This is a genomic window from Dactylosporangium sp. NPDC051541, assembly GCF_044454505.1.
Classification (GTDB): Bacteria; Actinomycetota; Actinomycetes; order Mycobacteriales; family Micromonosporaceae; genus Dactylosporangium.
The window spans coordinates 14,606-21,131 of the sequence record NZ_JBITDU010000028.1 but is presented as its reverse complement, the minus strand read 5'-3'; the positions used below and the strand labels follow the sequence as shown (position 1 = coordinate 21,131).

The following is a 6,526-nucleotide window of genomic DNA, read 5'->3' as shown; positions in this document are numbered from 1 at the left end:
CGGGCGGGGCGGGTCCGGCCCCGGACGCACGGCGGGCCCAGCACCGGGTGTTCCGGTTGCTGGGCCCGTGGGACCTACAGAAGCATCGGTCAGGTCGGCCGCGCGGCGATCACTCCGGATCGCGGTCAGCTGTCGAAGTTGGCGTTCGGCCACTCGAGGGACTTGCACGCCTCGCGGGCGGTGGCCCAGTTCGGCTGGGCGGTGATCGGGTCGAGCTCCGGCGGGAGGTTGACGTTGCCGTCGCTGTCGGGGTCGGGCAGGGTCGGGATGCCGTTCTTGCGGATGCAGTCGGCCCACTTGCGGCGCTGGTTGATCTCATCGGCGGTCAGCTGGCGCTGCGGCGGGCGGCCCTTGGCGCCGCGGAAGAGCTCCAGGCACTCCGGCGGCGGGGTCAGTTCGGAGGCCGGCGGCGGGATGATCCATACGTTCTGGTCCTGCACCGGGTCCGGGAAGTCGGGGTAGCCGTGGGACCGCATGCACTGGGCCGCCTGCACCAGCTTGTCGTGGTCGACCCCCTCGGTCGCCTGGGCGTCCGGTTTGCCACCGCCGCAACCGGCCAGGGTGACCAGCAGAGCGGCCATAACGAGTACGGAATGCTTCATGCTGCAATGCTGGCCTCGCCGGGCCCGGGGCTGACACCCCCAAAGGTAGGCGCGGGCGCCCGAATTTGGGGGAGGGGCCGTCGCCGCTGTACGGCGGCTGGCGGGCCGATGGAGACACATCGACGAACGTCGCCGGGCGTTCGTACGGTGATCGAGGATCGCCTTCACCGTACCTCCCGGTACGGGCTGTCCAACCATGTCATGTGCGCGGTTGGACGCCGCATCGGATAGAGCTGCGCTGGCGCCGCCGCGGTACCCCGCTGGCGGCGCCCTTTTCGCGTGCCCGCGCCCGTGCCATCCTCTGCGGCGAACGTGGGTCGCGATCCCGCTTGTGTCACCAAGATGCACATCCGTTTGCTCAACTGGGCAGAGCGAAGGAGACCGCGCGTGAAAAGCACGTACAACCGGCGGCACGTCCTGCGGGCCGGGCTCGCCGGCGCCGCCGCGACCGTCTTGGCCGGCGCGTTGCCGGGCACCGCCCACGCGGCGCCGGCGGAGAGCGGGCCGGTGCTGCCCGGCGTTCCCGGCATGCTCGGCAACCGCAAGTACAACGAGTTCTGGTACCAGTACGACGAGCGCTTCTGGTACCACCCGTCGCCCGAGGCGGTGGCGGCGTTCAAGCAGATCAGTGAGGCGCTCGGCGGCAAGGCCGACGGCAGCTTCTACGGCGCCTGGAAGGACACCCGCGCCGCCGGGACCTACCCGCAGGCCTACCTCGACATCGTCGCGCCGGCCCGGGAGCCGCTGGCGACCATCTCCCGGCTGCAGCTCAACCTCTTCGACGAGTTCTTCCGGTACGACCCGATCGGCCTGGTCAACGCCTTCGTCGACTTCGGCCAGGGCGTGCTCTACGACCCGCGGCGCGAGGTCGGCTACAAGCTGCACATCATGGACTACGAGCCCGGCGTCCGGCCGGCCGTGGGGTACCACGTCTGGCACTCGATCATTCAGGCGATGTCGCTGCTCGACATCGACCGGCTCCGGTGGCGGCTGATCGACCCGGTGATCGGGCTCGGCTGGGCCGTGCAGTCGATCGCGCAGCCGGCCATCGACGCCACGGACAACCCGCGGCTGAGCGCACGCCGCATCGCCGATCTGGAGCGGCGGTGGCTGCCGCGCACTACGGCGCAGCTCGACACGGCGTTCGACTCCTTCCCGTACCCCTCGGACATCTGACCCGGGGCACCACCCCTGGGCCCGGCGCTCCCTCGAAAGACAACCGGGACTCCCTCTTTCTGGGGAAGTGCCGGGCCGACCGCGGGACCAAGCTCGAAGGCAGGTGGTGACCGGCCACCTGGCTACCCGTGGGGCGGTGCGGTGGAACAACAGGTCGGTGTCTCGTTGTCCGGGCCGGTCGCTCCGGCCGCCATCCAGCCCTACACCGACGACCCGCTCAGCGGCTGCTCGGAGCCCCAGTGGCTGCCGGTGCGCTCGCTGTTGCCGGCCGACTCGCCGCGGGAGTCCGGCGAGGACCTCGCCCACACGCGCATGCTGGCCGGCCTCGACGCCGAGCTGCCGCCGATCATCGTGCACCGCACGACGATGCGGGTGATCGACGGCATGCACCGGCTCGGGGCCGCCCGGATGCGCGGGGACGAGCTCATTCCGGTTCGATTCTTCGACGGTACCGAGCAGGAGGCATTCGTCCTCGCCGTGCGCACGAACATCGCGCACGGCCTGCCGCTGTCGCACGAGGACCGCACGCGCGCCGCCGAGCGGATCATCGGCTCGCACCCGAACTGGTCGGACCGTGCGATCGCCGCCGCGGCCGGCCTGGGCGCCCGCACAATCGGCAACATCCGGCGCCGGCTGCAGCAGCACCGCGACGGCGGCGATAACGCCGCCCGCACCGGCCGCGACGGCCGGGTCCGCCCGCTGAACAACGTGGAGGGGCGGATACGCGTCTCCGAGCTCATCCGGGAGCGCCCGGACGCGTCCCTGCGCGAGATCGCCCGCGAGGCCGGAGTGTCGCCGTCGACGGTGCGCGACGTGCGGCTGCGCATCGAGCGCGGCGAGAACCCCCTGCCGGCCCCGCGGCCGCGGCGCGACAGCGAGCCGGCCGACGACCGCATGACCGGCCCGGACCTCGCGGTCGTGCTGCAGGGCCTGCAGAACGACCCGGCGCTGCGCTTCAGCGAGTCCGGCCGCGGGCTGCTGCGCTGGATCTTCTCCCGGGCGCTGCGGGCCGACGAGTGGGTCGACGTGGCCGACAAGGTGCCGCCGCACTGCACGTACATCATCGCGGACCTTGCCCGCACGTGTGCCGAGGAGTGGCGCCAGCTGGCCGAGGACCTCGAGGAGCGCGGCGCCAAACAGGCCTGACCGTGCGCCGGTCCTGGGCGTATGGCGCGCACCAAGGCCGAGCGTGCGGCGCCCGTCCAAGCCTGCGCGTCCGGCCGCATGGGGCAGGGGTGGTGGCCCGCTGGTGGCGCGTTGCCCACCCGTTCGCGCCGGTGCGACGCTGGCCGCGCCGCCTGAGCGCCGACCCGCCGGCCGACCCGCGCCCGCGGCCCCGAGGGGAGCAGTGCATGACTGTCCTGCGTATCGGCTACACCGAGATTTACACGACCAGTCGGGAGGCGGCCGTCGAGTACTTCGTCGGCGCTCTTGACTTCACCGACGTCGCCCGGGCGCGCACGGCCGGCGCCGAGTCCTCGCTGCTCGAGCGGGGGGACGTGCGGATCGTCGTCACCGAGGGCGCGACCGCCGCCGAGTTCCTGGACCGCCACGGCGACGGCGTCGCCGACATCGCGTTCATCTGCGACGACGTCGAGGCCACCCGGGAGCGGGCGCTGCGTGCGGGCGCCCGGCCGGTCGGCGCGAACGCCGTCGCCGCGTTCGGCGCGGTGCGCCACAGCCTGTTGCCGGCCTCGACGCGGTACGCGCCGGCCGGTCTGCCGTGGATGCCGGTCGCGCCGCGGGGCGCTGCCGCGGGGCGCGTGAAGCACATCGCCGCCCTGGACCACGTCGCCGTCGTGGTCGCCGCCGGCGCCTTGCACGACTGCGTCGAGCACTACATCGGGGCTTTCGGCTTCGAGCGGTACTCCAGCGAGTTCATCGAAGTGGGGACCCAGGCGATGGACTCCATCGTGGTCCGCAACGCCGCCGGGACCGCCACCTTCACCATCTTGGAGCCGTTGACCGGCCGCGACGCCGGGCAGCTCGACGCGTTCCTGGAGCGCAACGAGGGTGCCGGGGTGCAGCACCTGGCGTTCCTGGTCGACGAGATCGTGCCCGCCGTGCGCGACTTCCGGGACCGGGGCGTGGAGTTCCTGAGCACCCCGGGCGCGTACTACGACGCCCTCGCCGAGCGGCTACGGGAGCTGGCCGTCGAGATCGCCGACCTGTGCGAGACCGATGTGCTGGCCGACCGCGACGAGTGGGGTTACCTGCTGCAGCTGTTCACGCGGTCGCCGTACCCCCGGAACACCCTCTTCTACGAGCTCATCCAGCGCCGCGGCGGACGCGGCTTCGGCGCCAACAACATCCGGGCACTCTACGAGGCCATCGAGCGCGACGACCGGATCGCCGCCGAGTGACCGCGCTGACCCTGGCCGACCTGGCCGCCGAGGCGCGGCGGCGGCTCGACCCGGCGGTGTGGGACTTCATCGAGGGCGGCGCCGGGGCCGAGCGCACGGTCGCCGGCAATCGGGCTGCCTTCGAGCGGGCCTGGCTGCGCCCGCGCGTGCTCGCCGCGCCCGGCCCGCCCCGGCTGGAGACCACGGTCCTGGGCCGGCGCTGGCCGGCGCCGTTCGGCGTCGCGCCGCTGGCCTACCAGACCCTCGCCCACCCCGATGGCGAGCTCGCCACCGTGCGGGCGGCCGGCCCGGCGGGCGTGCCGGTGGTGATCAGCACGTTCGCCGGCCGGACGCTCGAGGAGCTCGGCGCGGCCGCCACTTCGCCGTTGTGGTTCCAGGTGTACTGCTTCCAGGCCCCCGACATCACCGAAGGGCTCGTCCGGCGGGCCGAGCGGGCCGGCTTCGAGGCCCTAGTGGTCACGGCCGACGTCCCGCACCTGGGTCGCCGGCTGCGCGACGAGCGCAACGGCTTCCGGCTCCCGCCGAACATCCAGCCCGCGAACCTGCCCGACGGCGACTACGCCTCGCCGGCCGCCCACGCCCGCGCCGCGCTCGACCCCGGGCTCGACTGGGCCGTCATCGACCGGTTGCACGCGCTCAGCGGCCTGCCGATCCTGGTCAAGGGTGTGCTCACCGGCGCCGACGCCGAACGCGCGGTCGCGACCGGCGCCGCGGGCGTCATCGTGTCGAACCACGGCGGCCGCCAGCTCGACGGTGCCCTGCCCACGCTCGACGCGCTGCCCGAGGTGGCCGCGGCGGTCGGCGGCCGGTGCGCGGTGCTGCTCGACGGCGGCGTACGCCACGGCACCGACGTCCTGACGGCCTGCGCGCTCGGCGCGGACGCGGTGCTCGTTGGGCGGCCGGTGCTGCACGGCCTCGCCGCGGACGGCGCCGACGGGGTGTCGCGGATGCTGCGGATCCTGCGCGAGGAGACGGCGGACGCCATGACGCTCGCGGGCCTGGGCGCCCTGGACCAGGCCGGCGCGGACCTCGTCACGACGACGGCCGCGCAACGGCCCGGCCCGGACCTGGGCGCGACCGCGGCCGCGCCGCGCTCGGGCCCGGCGGTCCTCACCCGGGCCGGCCTGCACGCCAGCCTGTCCGATCCGCTCATGGACACGATGAACTTCCTCAACGAGATCGCGATGCGCCACCCCGATGCGATCTCGTTCGCGCCCGGGCGGCCGCACGACAAGTTCTTCGCGACCGAGGACATCGTCGGGCACATCCGCCGGTATTTCACACACCTCGAGGAGCAGGGCCGCACGCCCGACCAGATCCGCTCGGCGATGTACCAGTACGGCCCGACCGCCGGGCAGATCCGCGAGATCATCGCCGACTCGCTGCGCGCCGACGAGGGCATCGACGTGCCGGCGGCCTCCATCGTGGTCACCGTCGGCGCGCAGGAGGCGATGCTGCTCGTCGTGCGGGCGTTGATCCGCGACCCGCGCGACGTGCTGCTCGTGTCCAGCCCGTGCTACGTCGGCATCAGCGGCGCCGCCCGGATTCTCGACGTCGACGTCGTACCGGTCGAGGAGGCGCCGGGCGGGCTCGACCCGGCCGCGGTCGCCGCCGCGCTCGACGCTCAGCTGGCCCTCGGCCGGCGGCCGCGCGCGTTCTACGTCATCCCGGATCACTCCAACCCGGCGGGCACCACGGTGCCGCTGGCGGCCCGGCGGGCGCTGCTGGACCTGGCCGTGCGGTACGACCTGCTGATCATCGAGGACAGCCCGTACCGACGGGTGAGCCCCGGCGCCCAGCTGCCCCTCCTGAAGGCCCTGGACACCGCGCGGCGAGTCGTGCACCTGGGCTCCTTCTCCAAGACCGTCTTCCCCGGCGCCCGCGTTGGCTTCGCCGTGGCCGACCAGCCGGTCGAAGACGCCGGCGGCCTGCTCGCCGACGAGCTGGCGAAGATCAAGAGCATGGTCACGGTCAACACGTCGCCGCTGAGCCAGGCGGCCGTCGCCGGCGCCCTGCTGTCGGCCGGCGGGCGGGTCACCGAGCTCAATGCCGGCCCGGCCGAGCACTACGGCGAGTCGATGCGGCTGATGCTCGCGCACCTCGACCGCGTGCTGCCGGCCGAGCGGCGAACGGCCCTGGGGGTCACCTGGAACCGGCCCACCGGCGGCTTCTTCCTCACCGCCACGGTGCCCTTCGTCGCCGACAACGCCGCCCTCGCCCGGTGTGCCGAACGTTTTGGGGTGCTCTGGACACCCATGTCGTACTTCCACCCGGGCGGCGGCGGCGAACGGGCGATCCGCCTGTCGACCAGCTACCTGACGCCCGCGGAGATCGAGGAGGGCACCGAGCGGCTGGCCCGGTTCATCGAGTCGGAGGCCCCCTGAG

The 6,526-nt window shown here is 73.4% G+C and carries 5 protein-coding genes; 4 read left to right on the top strand and 1 reads right to left on the bottom strand.

All coding sequences use genetic code 11. From position 1 onward, the window contains the following. Positions 1-125: 125 nt before the first annotated feature. The gene (locus tag ACIA8L_RS53720; RefSeq protein ID WP_395917634.1) at positions 126-602 is read right to left on the bottom strand and encodes a hypothetical protein; all 477 of its coding nucleotides are present in this window, start codon (positions 600-602) and stop codon (positions 126-128) included. Between the two features lie 387 nt (positions 603-989). Here ACIA8L_RS53720 and ACIA8L_RS53715 point away from each other — a divergent pair, with 387 nt between their 5' ends. From ACIA8L_RS53715 to ACIA8L_RS53700, 4 genes are all read left to right on the top strand, one after another. Beyond that, positions 990-1,778 carry a hypothetical protein gene (locus ACIA8L_RS53715; protein ID WP_395917632.1) on the top strand — a complete coding sequence of 263 codons (789 nt, stop codon included), beginning with the start codon at positions 990-992 and terminating at the stop codon, positions 1,776-1,778. Between the two features lie 141 nt (positions 1,779-1,919). Continuing rightward, on the top strand, positions 1,920-2,924 hold the full coding sequence (locus ACIA8L_RS53710) for a ParB N-terminal domain-containing protein (protein ID WP_395917631.1): 1,005 nt from the start codon (positions 1,920-1,922) through the stop codon (positions 2,922-2,924). Positions 2,925-3,130: 206 nt separating this feature from the next. Then, positions 3,131-4,141, top strand: a complete 1,011-nt coding sequence (hppD, locus tag ACIA8L_RS53705) for a 4-hydroxyphenylpyruvate dioxygenase (protein ID WP_395917630.1) — start codon at positions 3,131-3,133, stop codon at positions 4,139-4,141. Next, on the top strand, positions 4,138-6,525 hold the full coding sequence (locus tag ACIA8L_RS53700; RefSeq protein ID WP_395917628.1) for an aminotransferase class I/II-fold pyridoxal phosphate-dependent enzyme: 2,388 nt from the start codon (positions 4,138-4,140) through the stop codon (positions 6,523-6,525). Before hppD ends, ACIA8L_RS53700 begins: the two co-directional genes overlap by 4 nt. The last annotated feature ends 1 nt before the right edge of the window (position 6,526 follow it).